Genomic DNA, 25,098 nt, shown 5'->3' on the forward strand with positions numbered 1-25,098 from the left:
GATGAACCACGCTGTTGCAACGGCCATGCCGACTGCTTCCGCCAGCGCGCTCGCGCCCAGCGCGGAACAAGTCGCGCTGCTCAAAGAGCGCGCCACCTTCGTCCGCCTGGAGACCATCCGGCTGATCGAGATCGCCAAGACCGGCCACTACACCTCGGTGTTCTCGGCGGCCGAAACGTTCGCCGCGCTGTACTACGACGTCATGCAACTGCGCCGGGGCGAGCCCGGCTGGCCGATGCGGGATCGCTTCCTGATGGGCAAGGGGCATGCGGCGGTGGGCTTGTTCCCGATCCTGGCCGACCTGGATTTCTTCCCCAAGGCCTGGCTGGATGAGTACACCCGCCTGGGCAGCCCGCTGGGCGATCACCCGGACATGCGCAAGGTACCGGGCATCGACTTCAGCTCGGGCTCCATCGGGCACGCGCTATCGGCCGGGCTGGGCATGGCGCTGGCGGGCCGGCACGCGGGTCTGGATTTCACCACCTTCGTCATGCTGGGCGACGGCGAGATGCAGGAAGGGCAGGTGTGGGAGGCGGCGATGTCCGCCGCGCACCACCGCGCCAACCGCCTGGTGGCCATCGTCGACCGCAACGGCTACCAGCTCGACGGCGCCGTGGACGAGGTGATGGGCATCGAGYCGCTCGACGCCAAATGGCGCGCGTTCGGCTGGGAAGTTCACGTGGTGGATGGCCATGATGTTGCGGCCCTGACCGCCTTGCTACGCCAGTTGCGCGCCGACGATGGCCGCACCACGCCGGTTTGCGTGATCGCCAAGACGGTCAAGGGCAAGGGCGTCTCCTATATGGAGACCGAGCCCGGATGGCACCTCGGCTACCTCGCGCCCGACGATGCGCAGCGCGCCGTCGAAGAAATTCTCGCAAAGGATCGATAGCATGAACCAGCCACTTTCCAAGGATTCCTGGCAGTACCGGGGCCTGAACGCCATCACGCCGGGCCTGAGCTACCTGTCCGACGGCCTGATCGACCTGGTCGACACCGGCGCGCCTGTGCTCGCGGGATCGGCGGACCTGCAGTACTCCAACGGCCTTGCGCGTTTCGCGCAACGCTTCCCCGAGCGCTATATCCAGTTCGGCATTTCCGAGCAGAACATGGTGACGGCGGCCGCCGGCATGGCAAGCGTGGGCTATACGCCGTTCGTCGCCACCTTCGCGTCCTTCCTCGCGCTGTTGTGCTGCGAGCAGATCCGCATGGACGTGGCCTATTCCGGCCTGCCGGTGCGGCTGATCGGCCATCACGCGGGCATCTCGCTGGGCTTCTACGGCACGTCGCACCATGCCACCGAGGACCTGGCCATCATGCGCTCCATCGCCGACCTCACCGTGGTGGCGCCGGCCGACGGCCCGCAATTGCGCGCGGCCATCAAGGCATCCGCAGGGCACGCGCAGCCGATCTACTTCCGCATCGGCCGGGGCCGTGAGCCCTCCGTCTATGAAGAAGGCACCGCGTTCGAATTCGGCAAGGCCATCGAGCACTTGCAGGGCGAGGAGCTGACGCTGATCGCCACCGGCTCCAGCGTGCATCCGGCGCTCGAAGCCGCAAAGCGGCTCAATGCCKCAGGCCATTCGGTGGGGATGATCGACATGGCAACCGTCAAGCCGCTGGACCGCGAGGCCGTGCTGCGCGCGGCTGCGCGCTCACGCGTGCTGATGACCGTGGAAGAGCACAACGTGCTGGGCGGCCTCGGCGGTGCCGTGGCCGAGGTGCTGATGGATGTGGGCGCCGGCGTGCGCCTGGTGCGGCACGGCATCCTCGACGAGTACAGCCTGATCGCGCCGCCCACGCATCTCTACAAGCACTACAAGCTCGATGCCGACGGGATCGAGCAACTGGCGGCGCAAGCCATCGCTCCGTAGCGGGTGCGGCCTGTGCGGGTTGGGGGCCCACAGCCCCCTTTTCAAAACAAGACAGAGTCGATTCGACTCAGGAGACAGTATGCGCAATCTTATTTCAAAGACCCGGCTAGCATACCTGCTGGCCGCCGGCATCGGCGCCACCCTGGCATGCAGCGCGGCATTCGCCCAGGTGAAGGAAGTCCCCATCGGCTTCGTGCTACCGCTGTCCGGCGGCGCGGCCACCATCGGCAACCAGACCAAGCTCGGCGCGGAGATCGCCGCCGAGCAGATCAACAAGGCGGGCGGCATCCGCTCGCTTGGCGGCGCCAGGGTCAAGCTGATCTTTGCCGACAGCCAGTCCAAGCCCGACGTGGGCGTGGCGGAAACCGAGCGTCTCATCCAGCGCGAGAACGTGCCCCTGATCGTCGGCGCGTACAACAGCGCGGTGACCTTCCCTGCGTCCGAGGTGGCGGAGCGCTACAAGGTGTCGTGGCTGGTCACCGGTGCGGTCAAGGACGAGATCACCGAACGTGGCTTCAAGTATGTCTTCCGCCCGAACAACAAGGCTATCTACGACGCGCGCGAGCAGATCGACGCGCTGGACCTGCTCAAGAAGGAGACCGGCAAGGGCCCCAAGACGCTGGGGCTGTTCTATGAAGGCACTGATTGGGGCCGCTCGCACGCCGCCAATATCAAGAAACTGGCGAAGGAGCGCGGCTACGCCATCGCGATGGACGAATCGTATCCACCCAACCAGACCGACCTGTCCGCGCAGTTGCTCAAGATCCGCGGCGCCAAGCCCGATGCGCTGATCGTGGTTGCCTACACGCCGGACCACATCCTGTTCACGCGCCAGCTGGCCGAGAGCCGCCTGTACCTGCCCTACGGCGTCCACTCGGTCGGCGGTGGCTCGGAGGACCCGAACTTCTACAAGGCGGTGTCACCCAAGGCCGTCGAGTACATGTTCGTGCAGGATGACTTCCAGGTCGACATCATGAAGGCCGCCAAGGATCCGGTGGTCATCGACGCGGACGCGAAGTTCAAGGCGGCAATCGGCTATGGCATGAACTCGTACGGCGCCCAGGGCGTGTCCAACCTGTACATAGTCAAGGACGCGCTTGAGCGCGCCGCCTCTGTCGACCGCGAGAAAGTGCGCAACGCACTGGCCTCGACGGATATCTCCAGTGGCCCCGCGCTGGTCACCGGCTACCAGCGCATCCAGTTCGACAGCCAGGGCCAGAACACCTTTGCCCACGGCGTGATCTCGCAGAACCTGAACGGCGAGCGCCGCACGGTGTGGCCGGCGGACAACCGGCTGGCCGGCGTCAAGCCAGTGTGGCCGCTGCCGGCGCCCGGCGCGCGCTAAGCGGCGGCAGCCGCATGATCCGGCACGGTTGCCGGATCGTCATTTCCCGCACGGCGGCGCGAGCCGGCCGTGCCCAACCGAGGTAGGTATATGGACCCAATCATTCTGGCTTACGCCGTGGTCAACGGCGTATTGCTCGGCGGGATCTATGGCGGCATCGCGCTGGGCCTGAGTCTCATCTTCGGCGTGCTGAGGGTGATCAACTTCGCGCATGGCTCCTTCCTGATGCTCGCCATGTATCTCAGTTACCTGATCTGGTCGGTCTTTGGCATTCATCCGTATGCCACGGCCTTGCTGACGGTGCCCTTGTTATTCCTGCTTGGCTATTTCACGCAGGCCGTCGTCATCTCGCCCCTGTTCCGGCGGGAGACCACCATGGTCGTCGAGCCGCTCGGCGCATTGCTGCTGACGACGGGCGTGTTCCTCGTCATCGATAACGCGATCCTGATGGGCTTCGGCCCCGATGTGCGCACGGTGATCACCGACGTGCTGAGCGGCTCGATCGACATCGGCGGGCTCCCCGTCAATGTCCCGCGCCTGATTGCCTGCGTGGCGGCGGTTGGCGTGTCCGGCGGGCTGGCTTACTGGCTGCGCTTCACCGACACCGGCCGGAAGATCCGCGCCACCGCGCAAAACCGCGAGGCCGCGGCGCTGTCTGGCATCAACGTCGGGCGTGTGTACAACGTGACGTTCGGCATCGGTGCCGGCATCCTGGGCCTGTTCGGCGCGCTGCTGGTGCCGTTCCTTCCGGTCTCGCCCACCACGGGGCTGGGCTTTGGCATCAAGTCCTTCCTGGTGGTGGTGCTCGGCGGCATCGGATCGATTCCCGGTTCCTTGCTCGGCGGCCTGGTGCTGGGCGTATTCGAGTCAGTCGCTTCGCAGTTCGTGACCGCTACATCGGCATCGGTGTTCTCGTTCTGCCTGTTCATCGTTGTCCTGCTGGTCCGGCCAAACGGCCTGCTAGGCCGCAAATGAGGAGGGCCTCCGTATGAAATCATCAAGGACGAATATCAACCTGGTGCTAGGCCTGCCGCTGCTGTGCGCGGGCGTTGTGCTGCCCCTGTTCGTCACGGACAGCTATGCGCTGCACTCGCTCATCATGGTGCTGTACTTCGCCTACATGGCGTCGGCATGGAACTTTGTGTGCGGCTATGTCGGGCAGCTCTCGCTCGGGCATTCGGTGTTTGCCGGCGGCGCCGGCTATGTCACCGTGCTGCTGTTCACGGGGCTGGGCTTGTCGCCGTGGCTGGGCATGGTGGCTGGCGGCATGGCCGCCGCGCTGCTATCCGTGTGCATCGGGTATCCGACCTTCAAGCTCAAGGGGCCGTACTTCACGCTGACGACGATCGCCTTTGCCGAGATCGTCCGGATCTGGATCGAGAACACCGACGAGTTCCTGGGCATACCGATCAAGGGCGCGCAGGGGCTGGTAATCCCACCATCGGCCGGTGGCTGGACGGTCTTCCAGTTCGACGGCAAGGTGCCTTACTACTACATCATCCTTACCATGCTGGTCGTGATGTTATTGGCCACGTTTGTGCTGGAACGCTCGCGTCTGGGCTACTACCTCAAGGCGATTCGAGGCGACGAAGCCGCAGCGCAGGCAGTCGGGGTGAGCACCACCAAGTACCCGCTGATCGCGTTGGCGATCAGTGCCTTCATGACCGGACTCGGTGGCGCGTTCTATGCGCAGTTCTTCCGCTACATCAACCCAGAGCGGAACATGGGTCTCGACTTGTCGATCGATGCCGCTATCATGGCGATCGTCGGCGGGCAGGGGACCATCATCGGTCCGGTGATCGGCGCCTTCGTGCTGCATCCGATCGCGGAGTTCACGCGAACCTATTTCGCGGGTCGCTTCCTCGGCCTGCATCTGGTGATCTATGGGCTGGTGCTGATCGGAGCGGTGCTCTACTTCCCCAAAGGGATTATCGGTCCTCTCGATCGATTGCTGCAACGGCGTGTCAAGCGGCGTCTCGCGGTAGAGCTACCGCCGCGCGCAAGGTCTGGTGGGGAGAGGGCGCAATGAAAAACATCCTGGAAGTGAAATCCATCGGTAAGCGATTTGGCGGTCTTCAGGCGGTGAATCAGCTTTCATTCACTGTGGGCAGGGGCGAGATCCTGGGCCTGTTGGGCCCGAATGGTGCGGGAAAGACAACGGCATTCAACTTGATCGCCGGCTTCATCAAGGCCGACGAAGGTGAGATTCTCTTTGCCGGACAGCAAATCCGCGGTCGCGAGCCTTACCAGATCTGCGCCAGCGGCATTGCGCGAACCTTTCAGCTCTCAAAGCCGTTCGGCGGACTGACCGCGCTGGAGAACGTCATGGTTGGCGGATTCGCGCGCGGCGGTTCGCGTGCCAAGGTACGCGACGAGGCCTACAGCTGTCTGGAGTTCCTTGGGCTGGCCCAGCGCGCGGACACCGATGCCAACGACCTGACTGCTTTCGATAAACGCAAGCTCGAACTCGGCCGGGCGCTGGCTACCAAGCCACGCCTGCTTCTCATGGACGAGGTCGTCGCGGGGGCGACACCGAGCGAAGCGGGTGAGATGGTGGAACTGGTCCGGAAAGTGCGGGACCGGGGCATCACGGTACTGATCGTAGAACACGTGATGAAGGTCATCATGGGCTTGTCGGATCGGGTCATTGTGATGGAGCAGGGACGCCTGATCGCCGACGGCGTGCCGTCGGAAGTCGTGAAGATGCCTCAGGTACTCAAGGCCTACTTTGGAGAGGGCTATGTCAGCACCAGTGCTTGAAGTCAGCGATATCTGGTCGGGCTACGGCGAGCAGCAGGTCCTGCGTGGCGTGAGCCTGTCGCTTGCGCCGCGCTCAATTACCGCGCTGATCGGCGCAAACGGGGCGGGCAAGACTACCTTCCTGCGCACGGTGTCGGGCCTGTTGCGCCGCAAACGCGGCACCGTACGGTTGAACGGCAAGGATCTCGATGGCCTTGCGCCGCATCAAATAGTAACGGAGGGCTTTGTCCAGTCGCCGGAAGGCAAGCAGTTGTTCCTCGGCATGTCGATTCTGGAGAACCTGCTGATCGGCGCTAGCAACGCGCGCGCGCGCCAGCGACGCGCGCAGACCCTGCGCGAGGTGTTCGAGCTGTTCCCGATCCTGGAGGAGCGACAGAAGCTGGCGGCCTCCACCTTGTCGGGCGGGCAGCAGCAGATGCTGGCCGTTGGGCGCGCGTTGATGGCGATGCCCCGTGTGCTGGCTCTTGATGAGCCATCGCTGGGGCTGGCGCCGATCATGGTGGACCGGCTGTTTGACAGCATCCGCCGTCTGAAGGAGCGGGACCTGTCCATCCTGGTTATTGAGCAGAACGTCAACCAGGTGCTGGATATGGCGGACTACGGCTATGTGATTGAAAGTGGCACGATCGCGCTGGCGGGAACGGGCAGGGATCTGCTAGCCAACCCGCACTTGCGCGCAACATATCTCGGCGTCTAGCCGAAGTGATCTGAAAACTGGAAAGGAGCTTTTTAGTATGGAGCAACGTGTTGCAGTGGTGACGGGCKGTGGAACAGGCATCGGCAGGGCCATTGCCGAGGAACTCAACGCGGCAGGCATGCGGGTCGTCTGCCTTGGCATGGATACCGATCCGGACCTGCCTGACGCGCTGACCTACCGCAAGCTCGACGTGACCTCGGTTGAAGCTGTCCGGGCGGTGACCGAAGATCTGGATGACGTATCGGTGCTGGTCAATGCCGCTGGCATCATCCGGCACGAGGGCAAGGAGTTCACACCAGAGGGCTTTCGAGCCGTCGTCGATGTCAATCTGAACGGGTCGCAGATCCTGACCAGCGTGCTGCAGGAGCGCCTGGTGCGTGCCCAGGGGGCGGTGGTGAATGTTGCCTCGATGTGGAGCTACTTCGGCTCGGCGAACAACCCGGCCTATGCCGCGAGCAAGGCCGGCATTCTCGGCTTGACACGCTCGTATGCTGTGGCCCTCGCGCCGCACGGCGTCCGGGTGAACGCGGTCGCGCCGGGCTGGATCCGCACGCGGCTGTCGGCCGGTGCGCTCGACAATCCTGAGCGCAGCACCGCCATCATGGCGCGGCTGCCGATGCGCCGCTGGGGCACGCCTGGTGATGTGGCGCGCGTGACGCGGTTCTTGTGCTCGGAAGACGCGCAATATGTGACGGGGGTGATTCTGCCTGTGGATGGAGGATTCGGCATCGCCTGATTGTGGTGCTCGACGACAGCCGGCAGCAGCCGGCTGTCGTTGGATCGGACTCGATTTCGTGTGCAGTAGAGGCGTCCAGGTACTGACGTGAAGCGACTGGACGACGATCTTCACCGGTACCAATTTACCTAGCTAACTCGCACAAAGCCCGATAGGCAGGCTGTGCTATTCGAGTGACGACGAGTGCATGAAACAGACTGAACTTGGATTGGACTTGAGCAACAGGCGCACGCGCAAGCGTGTGTTTCTTGACGAGATGGAATGCGTGGTGCCGTGGCGTGAATTTGTGGCGTTGATTGCGCCGCACGCGCCGACCAAAGCAACGGGTCACCCGCCATTTCCTGTTGAGGCGATGCTGCGCATCCATCTTCTGCAGTAGTGGTTTAGTCTGAGCGACGTGGCCATAGAGGAAGCGTTGTACTTCACGCCTCTTTACCGTGAATTCGCCGCCTTGGGTGAATGAGTCGCCTTCCCGGCCGCGTCAGCATCCTGCTCTCTCGGCATCTGCTCGAGCGCAATCAACTGGCCGAGCAATTTCTCAAGACCGTCAATGAGCAACTCACTGCCCACGGCTACCTGCTAAAGAAGGCACGGCAGTGGACGCCACGCTCATCGCGGCGCCGAGTTCGACCAAGAACAAGTCGGGAGAGCGCGACCCTGAGATGCACCAGGCCAAGAAGGGAGCCCAATGGCACTTCGGCATGAAGGCTCACATTGGCGTGAATGCTGACTCTGGCCTGGTGCACCCGGCGGTGGGCACGCCCGCCAACGTCAACGATGTCAATCTGGGGCTCCTCAGGCGGTTTCAGGCTGACCATTGGCGATGCGCGCGTCGTCGTGAAAGTGCGGCAGTACATGGGCCGCGATTTCCTCCATGACTTCCCGCACCGGCCGGTGGCTGCGGCGGAAGTGCAGGCCGATATGTCCGGCGCCGGCTTCGCGCATGGCATGGAGCTCGCCAATCAGGCCGTTACGGCCAACTGCCGCGCCAAAGCGCTGGCGTTGCAGCGGCGCGTTCGCATCATCCAGCAAGTCAAGGTGGAGAAAGCTGATGTAAGGCTTCGCGCCGGCTACGCTGCGCCAGAGCACGCTGCGGCGCGTGTGGTCTTCCGGCGTGCCGGGATAGGCAAGCCACCCGTCCATATRCTCACCTACCCAGGAGGGGGTCTGCTGGGCCAGCCCTGCCACCAACAGGGGCAATGGCTTATGCAGGCGCGGCAATACCTTGATGCCAGCGGGCAACTCGGCCGCGCCCGCGTCGCGCAACAGTGCTACCTGCTTGCGGACGGCCTCGCCACGATGTTCGAAGTTGCGGCCGAAGACTGGGTATTCGATGGGGCGATCGCCACTGGCCACGCCGAGCAGTAGCCTGCCGTTGCTTAGATGATCTACCGTGGCGGCGGATTTCAGTGTCAGCACCGGTTCGCGCAGCGGCAGCACGACCGCGGCCGTGCCGAGCAGGATGCGCTCGGTCACGCCTGCCAGGTAGCCCAGGTAACTGAAGGTTTCGAAGACCTGCGCGGCGTCACCGAACTGCGGGTCATAGAGTGGTACGTCCCGCACCCACAGCGCGCGAAAACCGAGTTGATCTGCCAACCTGGCCAGCTCACCGTGCCGGGTCAGGTCCGGCTCGCCGGGCAGGCGGCCGGCCTGACGGCGCGCAGGGTCGCCGGCGGGCGACCAGTCATTGTCCAGAGGCAATTCGACACCGACGCTGAAGCCGCCGGCGGTCAGTTTCTCCAATGCGGATGGCATGGCGATTCCTTGTGTGCCGGCCTATGCGACGGCCTTGGTTTCGAGCGAGGTGCCGGTGTGGCGCGGGTAGTCTGTATAGCCGGCAGCGGCACCCCCAAAGTACTTGGAGCGGTCACCTGCGCTGAGCGGCAGCCTGTGCTGCAGGCGGTAAGGCAGGTCCGGGTTGGCGACAAATGCGCGGCCGAAGCCGATCAGGTCTGCCCAACCCTTGGCCAGCGCTTGCTCGGCACGCGCCAGGGTGTAGTTGCCGGAATAGATCAGCGTGCCCGGATAGATGGCGCGCAATGCTTCCTTGAACGCCGCCGGCATCACCGGGGCATCTTCCCAGTCCGCCTCGGCGATATGAATATAGCCAACACCAATCTGCCCGAGCGCATGTGCAGCGGCAAGGTAGGTGGCTTCCGGGGTATCGTCGACCGCGCCCTGCAGGGTGGTCAACGGCGCCAGGCGCACACCGATGCGTTCCTTTCCGACCACGTCGGTCACGGCCTGGGCCACCTCCTTGAGGAAGCGCAGCCGATTGCACAGCGAGCCGCCGTATTCGTCATCGCGGGAATTGGCTTGCGAATCAATGATCAGGTAACCATTGGCGCCATGCAGCTCAACGCCGTCGAAGCCAGCCTCCAAAGCGTTGCGCGCGGCTTTGGCGTAGTCCGCGACGATGCCCTGGATTTCGTCGACAGCAAGCGCGCGCGGCGTGGAATGCTGGATCATTTCGCCGATACCGGCTTGCGGGCCGCGCCCCTCGGGATCGATGAATACCTTGACGCCATCCGCCACCAGCGCCGATGACGAAACCGGCGCGGCATTGTCCGGCTGCAGCGAAGTGTGCGAAATCCGGCCCACATGCCAGAGCTGCGCGAACATCCTGCCACCGGTGGCATGCACAGCGTCGGTGATCTTGCGCCAGCCGTGCACCTGCTCCGCGCTGTAGATGCCGGGGGTCCAGGCATAACCTTGGCCTTGTCGGCTGATCTGCGTGCCTTCTGAAATGATCAGGCCTGCGCTAGCGCGCTGGCTGTAGTACTCGGCCATCAGGTCGGTGGCGACGTCGCCGGCGCCGGCCCGCGAGCGGGTCATGGGAGGCATGACGATGCGGTTGGGCATCTCGATGTTGCCGAGGTGGTAGGGAGTGAAAAGCACAGTTCTCTCGCATGTAGGAAGGGTCAGGCTGAAAGCCGCCACGAGGAGCCGGCCAGTATGAAGACCCTTGGGGTTGCTCCGGCCGCGTTGCCGGCAAGATGTGGTGATTATCGGGAGAACCCGGGTTCCGAATAAACCCCGCTGCGGGCAAATGATCCTTGCGTGCAGGTCAAGGATATGCCGATGTGCGCCCCGCGCTGGAGAACAACGGAGTGCGGGAGAACGGCCAGGAAGCTGGCGGCTTTGGATGTGTCTCCGCGGCAAGAGCCGCCGGGCATTGTTGCAGCGGATTCAAGTCTCTTCTGCGCGCGACACGGTTTTTCTTGTGGCGCGGACTGACCATACTTCGTTCCGCAGCGTATGGCCGGCCCTGATCCAGGAAGCCAAGCCGGACAACCCGCTTGTAGTGAGCGGCCAAACACCGTAACCCGACACGGAGATCATCATGAATGCCAAGCTCCTTAGAGATCATTCAGAAAAGACCCAGAAAGGGGCTGTTAACTTCCTCGGCTAGCTGTTAACCTTTGAGCACCTGAACAACTGGGACCATAGGGATGGGCGTGCCGATCATTGACGACGAGTTATGGGCACTGATCGGACCGCTGCTTCCACTACCGAAGCCGCGCCGAAAAATGTATCCGGGCCGCCTTCCCGTTTCAGATCGGGCGACGTTGAAAGGCATCCTGTTCGTGTTCAAGACCGGGATACGTTGGTGCGACCTTTCGATCAAGTTGGGCTTTGGTTCCGGCCCGACTCGCTGGCGGCGTCTGCGCGACTGGCAGAAGGCGGGCGTGTGGGACGGACTGCACGAGTTGCTGCTCGCGAAGCTACGCGAGGTGGGCCAACTCGATTTCTCACGAGCAGCCGTCGATTCGTCGTCGGTGTGAGCTGTTGGGGCGGGCGAAAAACGGGTCCGAACCCCACGGATCGAGCGCGACCAGGTTCCAAGCACCACATCCTCGTCGACGCCAACGGAATCCCCGTCAGTGCAATCCTGACTGGCGCGAACCGAAACGACGTCACCCAACTGCTGCCGCTCGTCGACGCGATTCCACCGATTCGCGGCGTGCGTGGCCGACCACTTCAGAAGCCCAAAGTCATCTACGCCGATCGCGGCTACGATTCCGAACTGCATCGTCAGAAGCTACGCGAGCTCGGCATCAAGCCAGTGCTCGCGAAACGCCGAACCGAACACGGTAGCGGTCTCGGCAAGTTTCGCTGGGTAGTCGAACGTGCTCATGCATGGCCCCACAATTTTCGTCATCTTCGCATTCGCTTCGAGCGCCGCGTTGACATTCACGAAGCATTCCTGAAACTTGGCTGCTCTCTCCTCTGCTGGAACATCTTCAGGCGCGCTGAGCAGCCTTTTTGTAATGGTCTCTTAGTCAAGAGCATGTTTGAGAGTTCAAGGATGGGCGATTCTGCGCTTGCCTGCCTGTCGATGTTCACTTTTCCGTATCCGACCGTTGAAACACATCTGCGACGCTGGCATCTGGCAGCGCGTCTGCCGATGAGCCGCCGGCTTCCGCTCAGCGCGCGGCATTCCTTGTTTCGGACGCAATCAGCGCCGGCACCACGTCGTGCAGGCGCGACAGCACATAGCGCGACGCGCGCGACAGCGGGTGGTGCCGGGTGACACCGATTGCGATGGTGCGCGGAATGGCCGGGTTGCGTATCTCCAGCGCGGCCAGTTGCCCGGCGCGGATCTCATCGTCTACGCCGAGCATAGGCAGGATGGTCATGGCGTGCCCGCCCATCGCCACTTCCTTCATCGTGGCAAGCGACTCCACTTCCAGCACCACATTGAGGGCGATGGCTTGCTGGCGCGCATGCTGGTCCAGGATGGAGCGCAAGCCGTTGGGCGCGGGCGGCAGCACCAGCGGCAGGCCGGCCAGCTCGCGCAGGGTGATGCTTTGCCGCTTCGCCATGGGATGCGCGGCGGCGCAGATCAGGTAGGTGGCAACCTCGCCAAGGATGTCTTCATCCTGTCGTGGGCCGTGTCCGTAGCGGTTTATCACCGCCATATCCAGCCGCCCCGAGGCCAGTTGCTCATCCAGCTGGCCGCTGAAGCCCTCGGAGATATGCAGCAGCACGCCGGGTGCCCTGGCCTGTGTGTCCTCGAACATCTGCGTCACCACCCGCCGCGCCATGGACGGCAGCACGCCCACGTGGACCACGCCGGACGGCACGCCGGCCGCGTCCTTCACTTCGTCCTGCAGGCGGACCGACTGGGCCAGCAGCAACTGCACTTGCGGAAAGACGCGCCGGCCGAACTCGGACAGCACCACGCCGCGGCCCGTGCGCTCGAACAGGCGGTCGCCCCATTCGGCCTCCAGTTGCCCGATGCTGCGGCTGACCAGCGATTGCGCGACGCCAGTAGCCTTGGCGGCGCGGGAAAGCGAGCCGAGTTCCGCCACCAGGACCAGTGTTTCGAGTTGCTTGATGTTCATATCTGAGGGAGCGATGGGATCCGATGCCCATGCTTTTTAGTGATATCAGCTATATCTGAGTATACGCTTATGTAATCTCATCGGGCTCACTACACTGCAAATACGCCTGACCACAAGAGCAGGCCAAAGACAACAACGGAGACAGACGTGAGATTCACCACTTCCTTCCTGCGCTGGGCTGCGCCAGCCGCGCTGGCTTTGTCCAGCCTGTGCGTCACCGCAGCGGGCTACCCCGATAAACCGGTCAAGCTGGTGGTGCCGTTCCCCGCGGGCGGCCCCACGGATGCCCTGGCGCGGCTGATCGGACAACACCTGTCGCAGCAGCTTGGCCAGCCTATTGTGATAGACAATCGCGGCGGCGCGGGAGGTACCATTGCCACCGAAGCCGCCGCCTCGGCCGCACCGGATGGCTATACGCTGTTCTTCTCGACGACTGGGACGATGGCGATCAACCCTTCACTGTACAAAACCCTGAAGGTCGATCCGGCCAAGGCCTTCGACTCGGTCGGGTCAGTGGCATCGACCGTCAATGTGCTGGTGGTGGCCCCCTCCCTGGCTGTCGCCAACGTCAAGGACCTGATCGCGCTGGCACGCCAGAAGCCCGGCACTCTGACCTTTGGTTCGGCTGGCAACGGCAGCTCCAATCACCTGTCGGGCGAATTGTTCAAGTCGATGGCCGCCATCGATATCGTCCATGTGCCCTACAAGGGCTCGAGCGCGGCGTTCACCGATCTGCTGGGCGGCCGCATCTCGATGATGTTCGATACCGTCTCCAGCCAAGTGCAGTACCACAGCGCCGGCAAGGTCAAGGCGCTGGGCGTGACCGGCACAACCCGTTCGGAAGCGCTGCCCAAGGTGCCGACGGTGGCGGAGTCCGGCTTGCCCGGCTTCGAGGTGACGATCTGGTTTGGGCTGTCCGCGCCAAAGGGCACTCCGCCTGATGTGATCACGCGCCTCAATGGTGAGCTGCAGAAGGTGCTCACGCAGGCGGATGTGAAGGCCCAGTTGGCCGCGCTGGGTGCAAAGCCGCTGCCCGGCACGCCCAAGGAATTTTCCCAGTTGATCCAGCGCGATGCGGCCAAATGGTCGGCGGTGGTCAAGGCCTCCGGCGCAAGCCTGGACTGAGAGAGCATTGCCATGAACTCCCTGATGCACTCCCATTTTGAAGCGCTGTTCCGCCCGCGCTCGGTCGCCGTGATCGGCGCATCGGACAATCCCAACAAGGTCGGCGGGCGGCCCATCCATTACCTGAACCGCTTTGGCTTCGAGGGCAAGGTATTTCCGGTCAATCCGGCCCGCGCGGAGATCCAGGGACATCGGGCCTATGCCAGCGTCCAGGATATCTGCGAGGTGCCAGATGCCGTGGTGATCGCCGTGTCGGGTGAGGCTGCACTGGCGCAGGTGCGCCAGTGCAGCGAGATCGGCGTCAAGGCGGCCGTGGTGATGGCATCGGGCTTTGGCGAAACGGGCGAGGCCGGCCGCCAGCGGCAGGACGAACTGGTGACGGCGGCCAATGCCGGTGGCATGCGGCTGGTGGGGCCCAACGCCCAGGGCACGGCCAACTTCGCCAGCGGCGCGGTGCTCAATTTCAGCACCATGTTCATGGAGGTGGCCCCGGCCGACGGGCCCATTGCCATCATCAGCCAGAGCGGCGCCGCCAGTGTGATGCCTTATGCGCTGCTGCGTCAGGCGGGACTGGGCGTGCGCTATCTCGTTGCCACCGGCAACGATGCCGATATAGATGCCTGCGCCATGGCGGAAGCGGTGGCGGCCGATCCCGCCATCCGGTTGATCCTGGTCTACCTGGAATCGTTGTCCAGCCCGGTACGCCTGGCTGCCGCCGCCGCGGTGGCGCGGCAGCGCGGCGCGCACGTGGTAGTGCTCAAGAGCGGCAGCAGCCAGCGCGGCGCGGTGGCCGCGGCCTCGCACACCGGCGCCATGGTCGGCAACGACGCCACCGTCGACGCGTTCCTGGCGCGGCACGGCATCTGGCGCGCGCGGGACATGAACGAGTTCATCCGCGCCACGGCGCTCTACCTGCAAGGGCATGACGCGGCAGAAGGGCGCACCGTGGTGATGAGCCACAGCGGCGCGGTGGGCGTGATGTCAGCCGACCTGGCCGAGCAGGCCGGGCTGCCGCTGACCGAACTGGCCCCTGCCACGCAAGACAGCCTGGCGGCGATTCTGCCGGACTTCGGCAGCGCCAACAACCCACTCGACATGACTGCCGCGCTGCTCGGTAAGGGCGATATGTTCCCGCGTGTGCTGGATGCACTGGGCAGCGACCCGGAAGCCGACATGGTGATGATAGGGATCCCCGTGGCGGGGCCCGGCTATGACGTGGACGCGCTGGCGCGCCATTCGGCGGCCTTTCTTTGCCAGCATGCCAAACCGCTGATCATTAGTGCGCCTCAGCAGAGCGTACGCGAGGTATTTGCCGGGCAGGGCATCCCGACTTACATCACGGAGGCCGACGCGATTGCCGCGCTGAGCCAGTACGCCGGGCACCGGCGGCTGAGCGGCGCCGTGTCGATCCTGCCGTCCCCGGCACCCTTGGCGTACGCCGGCAATGGCTTGCTGGACGAGCACGCCAGCCTGGCCCTGCTGTCCGAACACGGCGTGCCGGTTGTGGCGCACCGGCAATGCGCCAACGGGGACGAGGCCGCGGCAGCGTTCGCGGCACTCGGCGGCGGTGCCATGGTGGTCAAGGGCTGTGCGGCCAGTGTGCCGCACAAGAGCGAACATGGGTTGGTGCGGCTGCGGCTGACCGATGCCGACAGCGTGCGCGCGGCGGCGGAAGCCTGCTTGGCAAAACTGGTCGAGCTGGACGTGGCCACGCCGCGCGTGGTGGTTGGGCAGATGGTCAGGGGCAGGCACGAGTTCGCGCTGGGCGTTACGGTGGATCCCGCTCTTGGACCACTGCTGATGATCGGTGAAGGCGGCACCTTGCTGGAGCTGCGCAAGGACATTGTCACTTTGCTGGCGCCTTTCGGCATGGAAGAAGCCCGGGCCGCCTGCCGGCGCCTGCGGCTGGCGCCCCTGTTCGACGGCTACCGTGACATGCCCGCACTGGATCTGGAGGCGCTGGCATCTGCCGCTGTTGCGCTCGGGAATTTTGCGCTGGTTTACCGCAATTCGCTTAAGGCCGTGGACATCAATCCCCTGATGGTGATGCCGGCGGGGCAGGGCGTGGTGGCAGTCGATGCCGTTGTGGAAATGACGTGAAACTTGAGACAACGGAGCGCGGAATGCAAATGCAAAACACACCCAAAGACGAAGTCACTGTAGCCGTGGAAGACGGCATCGCCGTAGTGACGCTGAATCGCCCCGACCGCATGAATGCCGTCAATGATGCGCTGCGCACGTGTCTGATCGCCAGCCTGGATGAGTTGAACCGCACCCCCGAAGTGCGTGCGGTGGTGCTAGCGGGCGCCGGGCCGCACGCCTTCTGCTCGGGTCAGGACCTGGACGAAGCGGCGGCCGTCACCTGGCAGCAGATCGTGCCCTGGCTCAACCGGCAGCGCGCCATGTACCAGGCTGTGCGCGACCTGGACAAGCCCTGCGTGGCCGCGGTGCATGGCGTGGCGGCTGGCGCGGGCTTCCAGATGGCGCTGTGCGCCGACTGGCGCATCACCACGGCGGACAGTCGCTGGGGCCAGCCAGAGGTCAAGGCCGGCCTGGCCAGCATTGTCGGCTCCTACCTGATGACCCTGCATGTGGGCCATACCCACAACATCCAGATGTCGCTCTCGGGCGATCTGGTCAGCGGGCAGCGGGCGTACGAAATCGGCCTGGTGACGGAGCTATGTGCGGCGGACGAACTGATGGGCAGCGCGCTGGCGCGCGCACGCAAGCTGGCGGCGCTGCCGCCCACGGCCGTGCGGCTGTCGAAGCAGCGCCTGCGCACGATGAGCCAGCCGGGCTTCGACGATGCCTGCGTGGCTGGCATCCGCGCCCAGCTCGAATGTTATGCGGACGGCGAACCCCAGCGCGTGATGGCAGCCTTCCTGGAAAAACGCGCGAGCAAGGAGAAACAGCAGTGAAACAGATTGCACAGCATTACATCGATGGCGCGCGGGTGGCGATAAAGCCCACCGGCGAGGCCCGGATCCACGACGCGGCAACCGGCGCACCGCTGGCCGCAGTGACGTTCGGCAGCGAGGCGGATGTCGGCGCGGCGGTTGGGGCCGCGAGGCTCGCTCTGTCCGGCTGGCGCGCGCTGGGTGCGCGGGGCAGGGCGCCCTTCCTGCAGGCGATCGCCGACGCGCTGGAGGCGGTTTCGGCAGAGCTGGCCCGCGAAATCTCGCGCGAGGTCGGCATGCCGCTCAAGCTGGCGCAGCGCATCCAGGTGGATGCGCCAGTTGCCGCGTGGCGAGCCACGGCCGCGCTGGCGGAGGATTTCAGCTTCGAGCGTAGCGTGGGCAATTCGCGCATCGTGCTCGAACCGGTGGGCGTGGTGGCTGCCATCACGCCGTGGAATTATCCATTGCACCAGATCACCGCCAAGCTGGCGCCAGCCTTACTGGCGGGCTGCACCGTGGTACTAAAGCCGTCGGAGCTGGCTCCGGCAACCGCCGTGCGGCTGATGGACGCTGTAGAGCGCGCCGATCTGCCGCGCGGCGTGCTGAACGTGGTGCTGGGTGGCGCGGCGGTTGGCGAGGCGCTGGTGGCGCATCCCGGCGTCAACATGCTGTCGTTCACGGGATCCACCGCGGTGGGCCGCAAGATCGCATCCATTGCCGCAGGCGACATGAAGCGGCTGTCGATGGAGTTGGGCGGCAAATCCGCCGCCGTGGTGCTACCTGGCGCGGATCTCGGCCGCGCGATCAAGGCCACGCTGGCGTCCTGCTTCCTCAACAGCGGGCAAACCTGCAGCGCCACCACACGGCTGCTGGTGCCGCGCGAGGCCTACGCGCATTGCCGCGAATTGCTGAAGGAAAGCGCCGCCTCCCTGACCCTCGGCGACCCGGACAATGCAGCCACGCGCGTGGGCCCCTTGCTCTCAGCGGCGCAGAAAGCGCGTGTGCTGGCATTTATCTGCGAAGCGGAAGCCGCGGGCTACGAACTGCTGGCGGGCGGTAGCCAGGCGCCCGTGCCCGACGCCGGCAACTTCGTCGCGCCGACGGTGTTCGGCGATGTGCCGGCGGACAGCCGTCTGGCCAACGAGGAAGTGTTCGGGCCGGTGCTGGCCGTGCTTTGCTACGACACGCCGGAAGATGCCATCGCGCTTGCCAACGCCACGCCCTACGGCCTCGCGGCCACGGTGTGGGCGGCCACGCCGGAGCAGGGCCAAGCAGTGGCGCGCGAATTGCGCGCCGGGCAGGTCGATGTGAATGGCGGGCGGTTCAACGCGCTCGCCCCGTTCGGCGGGTTCGGCATGTCGGGCGTCGGGCGAGAGGGCGGCGTCTTCGGGCTGGAGGAATTCCTCGAGCCCAAGTCGATTCAACTTCCCTGAGCCACGTCCTCAGCAACATCTCGGAGCAAAAAGCATGTACACGCAGATCGAACTCACCAAAGCCGGCACGGACAACCGCATCGCCGTCATCACGCTCAACCGCCCCGACAAGCTCAACGCCCTCACCAAGGTAATGGAGGCGGAACTCCGCCAGGCTATGGAAGACGTCGACCGCGACAACACGGTCCGCGTGGTGGTGCTGACCGGTGCCGGCCGCGGTTTCTGCGCCGGCATGGACATCGAGGAACTCGAGATCCTGCCGCCTGGCGATATCCGCGCCGCGCAATGGATGCGGCCGTTCGACATGAACCGCCGCCCAGACTACCAGACGCGCTACGGCTACTTCCCCGCCATGCGCAAGCCGGTGATTGCCGCCATCAATGGCGCGGCGGCGGGGCTGGGGCTCGTCTTCGCGCTCTACAGCGATATTCGCTTTGCCAGCGACAAGGCGGCGTTCAGCACGGCCTTTGCCAAGCGCGGGCTAATTGCCGAGCACGGCATCTCCTGGATGCTGCCGCGTGTGGTCGGCCCCGGGCATGCCGCCGACCTGCTCTACTCAGCGCGCAAGGTATCGGCGACGGAGGCTCTGCAGATGGGTCTGGTGAACCGGCTTTATGACGTAGACAGCCTGCTTCCCGAAACGCTGCGCTACGCGGAGGACCTGGCCCAGAACGTGTCACCGCGTTCGATCGGCGTGATAAAAAAGCAGCTTGGAGAGGTGCCTTTCCAAAGCCTGGTCGAGGCCACCCGGCAGGCCAATGAGGAGATGTTCGCCAGTATCCAGAGCGCGGACTTCAAGGAAGGCGTGGCCCACTTCGTTGAACGCAGGCAGGCGCACTTTACTGGCGCATAAGCAGTCAACCCGGCCGGGTGCCGCGCAACGCGTGCTGGGAAGAATATGGCCGACAGAGCCGAAACAAGGAGACGACTGTGATAAACGTCAATATCAGTACAAGTGCACTGGCTGCAGAATGCACCCCGTCAGCTGACGCTGTCTATCGAAAGATAGCCTTGCGCTTCATGCCATGGTACGTGTCCTGCAGAGGGCGGGAGGCGACCATTCTATCTACACTTCACGATTGCTGGCCGGGCAGGGCGGACGGGGAAGGTGATAGTTCGGTAGAGCCATGCGTATGACCTCGCGAAAGATCGGAAAAATAGGGGTATTCTGGCGATCCGCGTTCATGCCACGATCTGCGCGCCAGGGAGATCTTCATTGAAAGCACTCGCGAGCATCGGCAGGAGAAGAGCGTTTTTCCTTCATCTATCCTGGCTGGCACCCACATTTGCGGAATTTGAGGTTGCCATTAGCCGAAATAACGATCTGCAACAGCTGGACGCTTCAGAAAGGTTTGCGGGAAACGATTTTGCAGCTTCACGATGGCCTGCGGCACCGGATCGACGGGCTTAGCGGGCTCATTTACGGGCTTAGTCGGGCGGGCTGAAGCCTTAGTTAGGGGGGCGCGACGCGTCTTGGCCCGTGGTGCGGCCTTGACTTGCTTGTGCTTCAGCCAGTATCTACGTCAGGGGCGGACGGGCATATTTCAGCGCGAATGTAACTTGAACGACTCCCCCAGCATACCCGCGCGATCGACGCAGGAAATGCGATTTCGGCCATTTTCCTTTGCGTGATACAACTGCGCGTCGATTAGGTTTAGGAACGCGGTCGGGTCCATGCGCTCAGTCGGCACGATCGTGCCGACGCCGAAGCTCGCCGTCACGCACTGGTTGTACGGCGAGCGCACATGCGCAATCGCTTCCTCCGCGATAAAAGCGCGGCAGCGTTCGGCGATTCTCACAGCGGCCTCCGCATCGGTGTCGGCCAACACCAGCAAGAATTCCTCGCCGCCGAAGCGGACAAGCACATTGCCCGGGCCGGCCACTTCGCCCAGCAGGCGGGCGATCCGCTTCAGACATTCGTCCCCCTGCAGGTGGCCGTAGTAATCGTTGTACGACTTGAAGAAGTCGATATCGATCATGATTAACGACAGCGGCTTGCCGTTTTCTTTCGCTGTCGCCCATTCGCGTTCCATCACGCTGTTGAACATGCGGCGGTTGCCTACTCCCGTCAGGCGTTCTCTGAACGAAAGGTGTTCGAGTTCCTTCTGCAGTTGCGCGAGCTTTTCCTCCGTGCGCTTGCGCTCGCTGATGTCGAACATAAAGCCGATCAGTGAATCGACATCGCCTTTGGCGTTGCGCACGACGTGCACGACGTCGCGCAACCATATGTATCCGCCGTCGCGCGTGAGCGCGCGATAGTCGGCTTCGTGATCGGTGCCCGCCTGCGACTGTGCAACGCAAAACTCGACCACCGCTGTGCGGTCGTCCGGATGCATACGCTCGGCCCAATCGTTGACGTTCCTCCAGGTCGACGGCGCCCAGCCCAAGAGCGCTTCGATCTGTGGACCGATATAGGCGAATTCCATAGTCGCCCAGTCGATTTTCCAGGGGATGGCTTTGGTCGATTCCAGCAGGGTTCGGTATACGGCACTGTCGTCGTCGCCGAACACGCGGTTCGGCGGGGCAAGGGTTTCTTGATGCCGCAAGAAGGCGGCCTGTAGCGTGCTTTCCGGGGTATCGTGGCAGGTCATGCTGGTTGTGCGTACGGTTGCTGTAGTGACGCTGCTTGTATTAACGACAGCTTGTGCCGGTTCCTGAAGGGGGCTGGAACGGTTATCCTGCCGTTCGTGGCTTCGGCGTCCGCTCGGTTTCGAGACGCATTTTTTACGTCGATCGGCCCGCTTCAGTGCTATCGATGCCGTTCGAGAAGTCGGTCTGGAGTCCAAAGCTGACGCGCTACACTGTAGTCTTGTTTCGCCAGCGCCGCGGCGGGGCATTGACCAAAGCAGGCATGCTGGCCGCCCGTCACGTTTCGCGCGTCCACCCGATCCGGTGACGTTCCTGCGTGGCCTCATGCCGTGCATCGTCTTCGGTGTGCAGGTAGGCGCTGGTCGTGGCGATGGATGCATGCCCGAAATTGTCCCGCACGAAACGCAGGTCCACCTGCTGGTCGGCCATGTGCGACCCCGCGGTATGGCGCAGCCAGTGCGCTGACGCGCTGGCCAGCACCGCGGCCCGGCTTGCCCACTCGGGGCCGCGCGCGCGCAGGCGCGCGGCGGCCATCCCGAACACCTCCTTCAGCACCAGGTGCAGCGCGCCCCGTGACAAGGGTTTTTCCTTGCCGATGATCGGCTGCACGATGGGGCGCTCCTCGCCGGGATGCTGTGCCGGTGGCCCGCTCACACAGTTCATAGTGTGTTGCATCGACCGGTTGAATCCACACCAGATATCGGACATCCACGAGCAAGCGGCCGGCGTTTACCCTCGCGTCATGGTTGACGGAGAGATGGACGCTGGAGCTTGGAGCTGCGGAATGGTTGCCGGTCTAATCAACGATATTCCGACGGTCAAGGACACGAAGGAGCGGATTATGGTGGAGGCCGAAACGCTGATCCTGCATCGGTTGTCTGGCTATTTGGGGGTGGTCGCTGGCACTGTCATTAGGTAGGTTCAGATCTCAGCGGGCTTGATCGCCCTTTCTCTGGGGTAGGCCAAGACGGGATTCTGCTCGTAGAGCAGAGCGACGAAACCTAGCCACATCAGTTTCGTTGGCTAGCGCATGAAGAGGAATGGAAACATGCGCCGATGCCGGGACCCAAAGCGTTGCTACAGTGAGATGTGCCGTCCTCCATGGCAAGGACGTACGCAATTTCAAGCGTTGGTACCCACCTGACAGGCGAATCGACGGACTTCCGTCTGCGATCGTGGCCCCCGGATTTGGCTACACCATTACAAGGAGCGCTTGTCGGGCATGGCTGGATGGGGGCTCACCTGCAGATAGCGCTCACTCGTCACCAGAGTTGCTCGGATTAACGCGCGGCCGTTTCGTTGACTCGGCACCCAGGCGTCTTGAGAGCGCGGTCGCTTGGGTCACCAGGACAGATTCGATCTTGCGTTCCAATCCCTTAGTGAGCCGCACAGTCGGCAAGGCCACGGCAATCGAGGCGATGGGGCGTCCCTGGATATTGAAGACCGGTGCAGCCAGCGCGGTTATGCCAGGCATGTACTCCTCCCGCCCATACGCGATCCCGACCTTTCGTACTTCGGTAAGTTCCTTGTGTATATCCTTAATCTTTGTCAGAGTGCGCGCCGTATAAGCAATTGGCTGATGCGTAGAGAGATACTCGTCGATTTCGGTGTCATCCAAGAACGCTAAGATTGCGCGACCCGCAGCATTGGCAAGCATAGGTAATCGCTCTCCAAGATTCAATGTATGCGCAAGGGGCGACGGGGAACTCTCTGCGCAAACCACAATGCAATCGTTGCCCTTCGGTAGCGTCAAACATGAAAATTCGTCCAACTCCACATACAGCTTGTGAACGAAGGGCGCTCCCTCGCGAACAATATTCAGGTTCCTGAGATAGGCGTTGGCGAGATACATGACCTGCGAGCCGATCGAATATCGAGCCGTTCCTTCGTCTAGGTGCAGGTAACCGGGCTGCTGGAGGTCGCGTAAAAGCCCCGTCAAGCTGCTCTTCGGAATACCGAGGCCTGCGGCAATCTCGGAATGGGTGGCGCCGGTCTTGCATTGCGCAACAAATTCCATGATTGCCAACGCCCGGAAAGCAGATTTCGCCATACAAGTCTTTTGAACGAGAAGTTGTGCCGGATCCTATTCTAAGTGATTTCGAGCCCAGCAGGATGTTGAGGGCGCAATGGTAGGGAGTGGCAACTTTGCGGCTTAGGTTGGCAAGTGGTGGTGGAGATGCCGTACTTCCGTCGGGACGGCACTCCTGAGAGCGCCATCAAGGGACGTCCTGTTGGCGGCGTTTCGATTGTCGGAGTGCAGCGGCGTCTACGTTTCTGTGTGTACAATCACGTGCGGGTGCGCAGTGCCGTGCCACAGTGCCACAGCTGTGCGCTGGCTCTCCGCACGCAGGAGGGACGCGCATGTGAACTCGACGTACCGGGTGGCCGACAGGTGGCCGTTTGGTCACTGGCTTCCGCGTGAAGGAAGAGTATCCACTCCAGTTCTGGGTAAGAATGGCAGTTTGCTGCCTTCTGCTCGAACCCTTGGGGGCCCGTCCAGATCCACGGGAGCAATTCGGCACAAGGGCATCCGCCGCTCCGCCGTCGCTGTTTCAGTGTTTCCCGACGCAACAATGCAGAGCTGCCTTGTGCCCGATGCTCTACGCCCGTGCTGGTGGGGAGTCACGAACATGCCCGCAACCGCAACCAGCAAGTCTGCAAAGAATTAAGCAGGCGGCCTTCGATCAAGAGGACCGGGGTGGCGATACACGCGAATCGTGGTAGCAGGGATGGAGATTATGATGAGTCTCTCCTTCGTTGCGCTCTTGTGGGCGATGAGCGTGATCATCAATCACGATTGATTTTGACCTGCTCAAGGATCTGATTTAAGCCTGCTCCGAAGGAGGCTGAAACCGCTCACGAATCGGCCGGCGCCGCAGGGGGCTCCCAACCACCTCCCAATGCCTTGTATAGCACGATGAGGYTGATATAGGATGCCGTTTCTGCATCGGCCAACCCGTCTTGTATGCGCAAGAGCGTACGCTGCGCGTCCAATTCAGACAGGTATGATGCCCGGCCTTCGCGATACTGCGTGTGCAGCAGCGATGCGGCCTGTTGGCTTTGGTCGGCCGCCTGTGCAAGGTCGCGCACACGTTGCTGCGTCTGGCCATACGTGGTCAAGGCAGCTTCAACCTCCTCGAGTGCGCGCAAGACCGTTTGCTCATACCGCGCCTGCGCAGTTTGTTCGCTTGCCTGGAATGCACGTTGACGTGCGCGCACGCTTGCCAGATGCAATGCAGGCCAACTAATGAGCGGCGTCACGCCGAATGCGCGGCTAGAACTGCTTCCAAGATCGACGCCTCGCATGGCCACAAAGCCGAGGAATGCGCCGAGGTCAATACGTGGATATAGCTCTGCTGTGGCTGCCCCCACCTCGGCCGTCGCAGCTGCCCACGAGGACTCCGCACTTGCGACGTCCGGTCGTCGGCGCAGCAAGCTGCTTAGGTCGCCAATCGGCAGATGCGTGTCTAGAATGGGCAGCTTCGATTGCTGCGCAAGCTCCCCTAACTCATTTGGCCGCAACGCGGCGAGGATCGCGAGGTGATAGAGTGCCAAGCGGCGCGATGTCTCAAATTGCGGGATCAGAGCCTTGGTGCTTGCTAGCTCGGCACGTGCGCTGGCCAAGTCGCTGGCCTGGGCTCGCCCAGCAGAGGCCATCGATTCCGTGACTCGCAAGGTGGCTTGACGGATTTCGAGATTCGCCTGTGCAAGCTCCAAGTGCCGTTCGGCTCCGCGCATTTCATAGTAGTTGCGGGCCACCTCTGCGACCACGACAATGCGCGCTTGAGCTAGGTCCGCCTCTGCCGCATTGCTTCGGGCCGCGGACGCCTCAGCCGTACGTCGCAGGCGCCCGAATAGGTCGATCTCCCAGTTTGCGTCGATGCTTGCGTGGAAGTTCTGTACTAGGTTGCGCTGGCCGACGGGCCCCGGGTTGGCCTGTGACATGCTCCGGTGATAGCCTGCGTTTGCCGTGACAGTCGGAAATTGGTCCAGGGTTTTCTCATCCAGCACGGCGCGTGACTCCAACAGGCGCGAGTGAGCGATTCGGATATCGTGATTGCGTTCGAGCGACAGGTTGACGAGCCGGTCCAGTTGCGGATCCTGCAGTTGACGCCACCAATCGCGCTGAATTCGGTCAGAGGTGAAAAGCGCCTGCTCGGGGCTGATTATCGTGACTGCTGCCTCGACCGGAGGCCTAAAGTCCGGACCGACCGCACACCCAGAGAGGACGATGGCACCGAGAATCGCGGCCGTGTGAAGAATAGGAGTGTATCGTGTCTTGTTCATGGACTTT

Annotated in this window: 19 protein-coding genes and 4 pseudogenes; 16 read left to right on the forward strand and 7 right to left on the reverse strand. The window is 63.3% G+C overall.

Translation table 11 applies throughout. The features are described from left to right. The first annotated feature begins 25 nt into the window (after window positions 1–25). The 9 genes and pseudogenes from AC1DKD_RS14165 to AC1DKD_RS14205 all read left to right on the forward strand — a co-directional run. The gene (locus tag AC1DKD_RS14165) at window positions 26–892 is read left to right on the forward strand and encodes a transketolase (protein ID WP_477143383.1); all 867 of its coding nucleotides are present in this window, start codon (window positions 26–28) and stop codon (window positions 890–892) included. A 1-nt stretch (window position 893) separates the two neighbouring features. Then, window positions 894–1,874 (forward strand): transketolase family protein, encoded by a 981-nt coding sequence (locus AC1DKD_RS14170; protein WP_477143378.1) that lies wholly within the window; start codon window positions 894–896, stop codon window positions 1,872–1,874. A gap of 79 nt (window positions 1,875–1,953) precedes the next feature. Further along, entirely contained in the window at window positions 1,954–3,219 is a 1,266-nt protein-coding gene (locus AC1DKD_RS14175) for an ABC transporter substrate-binding protein (protein WP_441633710.1), read from the forward strand. A 90-nt stretch (window positions 3,220–3,309) separates the two neighbouring features. Further along, a complete protein-coding gene (locus AC1DKD_RS14180; protein WP_441633712.1) occupies window positions 3,310–4,194 on the forward strand; it encodes a branched-chain amino acid ABC transporter permease in 885 nt (294 codons plus the stop codon). 13 nt (window positions 4,195–4,207) lie between these two features. Then, the gene (locus AC1DKD_RS14185) at window positions 4,208–5,248 is read left to right on the forward strand and encodes a branched-chain amino acid ABC transporter permease (RefSeq protein WP_441633714.1); all 1,041 of its coding nucleotides are present in this window, start codon (window positions 4,208–4,210) and stop codon (window positions 5,246–5,248) included. Further along, on the forward strand, window positions 5,245–5,979 hold the full coding sequence (locus tag AC1DKD_RS14190; protein ID WP_441633716.1) for an ABC transporter ATP-binding protein: 735 nt from the start codon (window positions 5,245–5,247) through the stop codon (window positions 5,977–5,979). Before AC1DKD_RS14185 ends, AC1DKD_RS14190 begins: the two co-directional genes overlap by 4 nt. Then, window positions 5,960–6,676, forward strand: a complete 717-nt coding sequence (locus AC1DKD_RS14195) for an ABC transporter ATP-binding protein (RefSeq protein ID WP_441633718.1) — start codon at window positions 5,960–5,962, stop codon at window positions 6,674–6,676. Before AC1DKD_RS14190 ends, AC1DKD_RS14195 begins: the two co-directional genes overlap by 20 nt. A 37-nt stretch (window positions 6,677–6,713) precedes the next feature. Next, a complete protein-coding gene (locus AC1DKD_RS14200; protein WP_477143379.1) occupies window positions 6,714–7,412 on the forward strand; it encodes an SDR family NAD(P)-dependent oxidoreductase in 699 nt (232 codons plus the stop codon). Between the two features lie 187 nt (window positions 7,413–7,599). Next, a pseudogene (locus AC1DKD_RS14205) lies at window positions 7,600–8,194 on the forward strand (IS5 family transposase); the annotation flags it as partial. Between the two features lie 13 nt (window positions 8,195–8,207). Here AC1DKD_RS14205 and AC1DKD_RS14210 read toward each other — a convergent pair. Together AC1DKD_RS14210 and AC1DKD_RS14215 are read right to left on the reverse strand one after the other, a co-directional pair. Next, window positions 8,208–9,167: a TIGR03571 family LLM class oxidoreductase gene (locus AC1DKD_RS14210; protein WP_477143380.1), complete on the reverse strand. Its 960-nt coding sequence runs from the start codon at window positions 9,165–9,167 to the stop codon at window positions 8,208–8,210. 21 nt (window positions 9,168–9,188) lie between these two features. Next, on the reverse strand, window positions 9,189–10,310 hold the full coding sequence (locus tag AC1DKD_RS14215; protein ID WP_441633724.1) for an alkene reductase: 1,122 nt from the start codon (window positions 10,308–10,310) through the stop codon (window positions 9,189–9,191). A gap of 554 nt (window positions 10,311–10,864) precedes the next feature. Between AC1DKD_RS14215 and AC1DKD_RS14220 the strand changes: the two are divergent. Next, window positions 10,865–11,679: pseudogene (locus tag AC1DKD_RS14220) on the forward strand (IS5 family transposase); the annotation flags it as partial. 160 nt (window positions 11,680–11,839) lie between these two features. Here the strand turns inward: AC1DKD_RS14220 and AC1DKD_RS14225 are convergent. After that, entirely contained in the window at window positions 11,840–12,760 is a 921-nt protein-coding gene (locus AC1DKD_RS14225) for a LysR family transcriptional regulator (protein WP_441633726.1), read from the reverse strand. A 147-nt stretch (window positions 12,761–12,907) separates the two neighbouring features. On the opposite strand from AC1DKD_RS14225, the gene AC1DKD_RS14230 reads away from it, so the two are divergent. The 5 genes from AC1DKD_RS14230 to AC1DKD_RS14250 are packed head-to-tail and all read left to right on the forward strand — an operon-like array spanning window position 12,908 to window position 19,068. Beyond that, window positions 12,908–13,885: a Bug family tripartite tricarboxylate transporter substrate binding protein gene (locus AC1DKD_RS14230; protein ID WP_441633728.1), complete on the forward strand. Its 978-nt coding sequence runs from the start codon at window positions 12,908–12,910 to the stop codon at window positions 13,883–13,885. Between the two features lie 12 nt (window positions 13,886–13,897). Next, window positions 13,898–15,985 (forward strand): acetate--CoA ligase family protein, encoded by a 2,088-nt coding sequence (locus tag AC1DKD_RS14235; RefSeq protein WP_441633730.1) that lies wholly within the window; start codon window positions 13,898–13,900, stop codon window positions 15,983–15,985. A gap of 29 nt (window positions 15,986–16,014) precedes the next feature. After that, window positions 16,015–16,803 (forward strand): enoyl-CoA hydratase/isomerase family protein, encoded by a 789-nt coding sequence (locus tag AC1DKD_RS14240; protein ID WP_441633732.1) that lies wholly within the window; start codon window positions 16,015–16,017, stop codon window positions 16,801–16,803. Next, window positions 16,800–18,215 carry an aldehyde dehydrogenase family protein gene (locus AC1DKD_RS14245; protein WP_441633734.1) on the forward strand — a complete coding sequence of 472 codons (1,416 nt, stop codon included), beginning with the start codon at window positions 16,800–16,802 and terminating at the stop codon, window positions 18,213–18,215. The genes AC1DKD_RS14240 and AC1DKD_RS14245 overlap by 4 nt, the downstream gene beginning before the upstream one ends. 34 nt (window positions 18,216–18,249) lie before the next feature. Continuing rightward, window positions 18,250–19,068 (forward strand): enoyl-CoA hydratase, encoded by an 819-nt coding sequence (locus tag AC1DKD_RS14250; protein ID WP_045241932.1) that lies wholly within the window; start codon window positions 18,250–18,252, stop codon window positions 19,066–19,068. Between the two features lie 691 nt (window positions 19,069–19,759). Here AC1DKD_RS14250 and AC1DKD_RS14255 read toward each other — a convergent pair. Both AC1DKD_RS14255 and AC1DKD_RS14260 read right to left on the reverse strand, forming a co-directional pair. Then, on the reverse strand, window positions 19,760–20,806 hold the full coding sequence (locus tag AC1DKD_RS14255) for a GGDEF domain-containing protein (RefSeq protein WP_441633736.1): 1,047 nt from the start codon (window positions 20,804–20,806) through the stop codon (window positions 19,760–19,762). Between the two features lie 274 nt (window positions 20,807–21,080). After that, window positions 21,081–21,446 (reverse strand): annotated as a pseudogene (locus tag AC1DKD_RS14260) (tyrosine-type recombinase/integrase); the annotation flags it as partial. 58 nt (window positions 21,447–21,504) lie between these two features. Here AC1DKD_RS14260 and AC1DKD_RS14265 point away from each other — a divergent pair. Continuing rightward, window positions 21,505–21,723, forward strand: a pseudogene (locus AC1DKD_RS14265) (nitronate monooxygenase); the annotation flags it as partial. 336 nt (window positions 21,724–22,059) lie between these two features. Here AC1DKD_RS14265 and AC1DKD_RS14270 read toward each other — a convergent pair. Further along, window positions 22,060–22,854 carry an IclR family transcriptional regulator gene (locus AC1DKD_RS14270; RefSeq protein WP_441633738.1) on the reverse strand — a complete coding sequence of 265 codons (795 nt, stop codon included), beginning with the start codon at window positions 22,852–22,854 and terminating at the stop codon, window positions 22,060–22,062. An 806-nt stretch (window positions 22,855–23,660) separates the two neighbouring features. Next, complete coding sequence (locus tag AC1DKD_RS14275) at window positions 23,661–25,091, reverse strand: efflux transporter outer membrane subunit (RefSeq protein WP_477143381.1); 1,431 nt, start codon at window positions 25,089–25,091, stop codon at window positions 23,661–23,663. Window positions 25,092–25,098: the final 7 nt, after the last annotated feature.

It is taken from the genome of Cupriavidus sp. 05T313, from assembly GCF_056396665.1.

Coding starts and splice junctions, on each gene's coding strand:
- AC1DKD_RS14175 (WP_441633710.1), top strand. CDS start 1,954: ATGCGCAATCTTATTTCAAAGACCCGGCTAGCATACCTGCTGGCCGCC.
- AC1DKD_RS14180 (WP_441633712.1), top strand. CDS start 3,310: ATGGACCCAATCATTCTGGCTTACGCCGTGGTCAACGGCGTATTGCTC.
- AC1DKD_RS14185 (WP_441633714.1), top strand. CDS start 4,208: ATGAAATCATCAAGGACGAATATCAACCTGGTGCTAGGCCTGCCGCTG.
- AC1DKD_RS14190 (WP_441633716.1), top strand. CDS start 5,245: ATGAAAAACATCCTGGAAGTGAAATCCATCGGTAAGCGATTTGGCGGT.
- AC1DKD_RS14195 (WP_441633718.1), top strand. CDS start 5,960: ATGTCAGCACCAGTGCTTGAAGTCAGCGATATCTGGTCGGGCTACGGC.
- AC1DKD_RS14225 (WP_441633726.1), bottom strand. CDS start 12,760: ATGAACATCAAGCAACTCGAAACACTGGTCCTGGTGGCGGAACTCGGC.
- AC1DKD_RS14235 (WP_441633730.1), top strand. CDS start 13,898: ATGAACTCCCTGATGCACTCCCATTTTGAAGCGCTGTTCCGCCCGCGC.
- AC1DKD_RS14240 (WP_441633732.1), top strand. CDS start 16,015: ATGCAAAACACACCCAAAGACGAAGTCACTGTAGCCGTGGAAGACGGC.
- AC1DKD_RS14250 (WP_045241932.1), top strand. CDS start 18,250: ATGTACACGCAGATCGAACTCACCAAAGCCGGCACGGACAACCGCATC.
- AC1DKD_RS14255 (WP_441633736.1), bottom strand. CDS start 20,806: ATGACCTGCCACGATACCCCGGAAAGCACGCTACAGGCCGCCTTCTTG.
- AC1DKD_RS14270 (WP_441633738.1), bottom strand. CDS start 22,854: ATGGCGAAATCTGCTTTCCGGGCGTTGGCAATCATGGAATTTGTTGCG.